Source organism: Agrobacterium sp. Ap1, from assembly GCF_017313375.1.
GTDB classification, from domain to species: Bacteria; Pseudomonadota; Alphaproteobacteria; order Rhizobiales; family Rhizobiaceae; genus Neorhizobium; species Neorhizobium cellulosilyticum.
Map to the genome: position 1 here is coordinate 1 of NZ_JAFLMY010000091.1, position 299 is coordinate 299.

At 67.2% G+C, this 299-nt stretch carries 1 protein-coding gene; it reads right to left on the minus strand.

What is annotated here, in order from left to right; genetic code table 11:
• A partial coding sequence (locus JZX87_RS31115; RefSeq protein WP_502711360.1) for an antitoxin Xre/MbcA/ParS-like domain-containing protein occupies positions 1–299 on the minus strand: 299 nt, incomplete at both ends.

A 299-nucleotide genomic window follows, 5' to 3' on the forward strand; every position in this document is an offset into this window, starting at 1 on the left:
CCACGCCTCTGCCAGTCGTGCAGGGTCGACCGTTTCGTGCCAAATGTCTTTTCGATCTCGGCCGGTCCCGCGACAGGACCGGCCCAGGCCTCAAGACGCGTCGGCTCTGCAAAAGCTGCAAGTCTGCGCCTTCCTTCATCGAGATCGATGGGAGCGGGAAGACCGGCGCCCTGACTGACCTCGACGGACTTGCCAACCGCAAGCGGCGCGAGGCGGACGTCGGCTTCCGCGACGAGGCCAGCGACCGCGACCTCGACGGCTTGCGCCAGCTCGCGTTCGTCGGCAACGAGCCGGCGTTG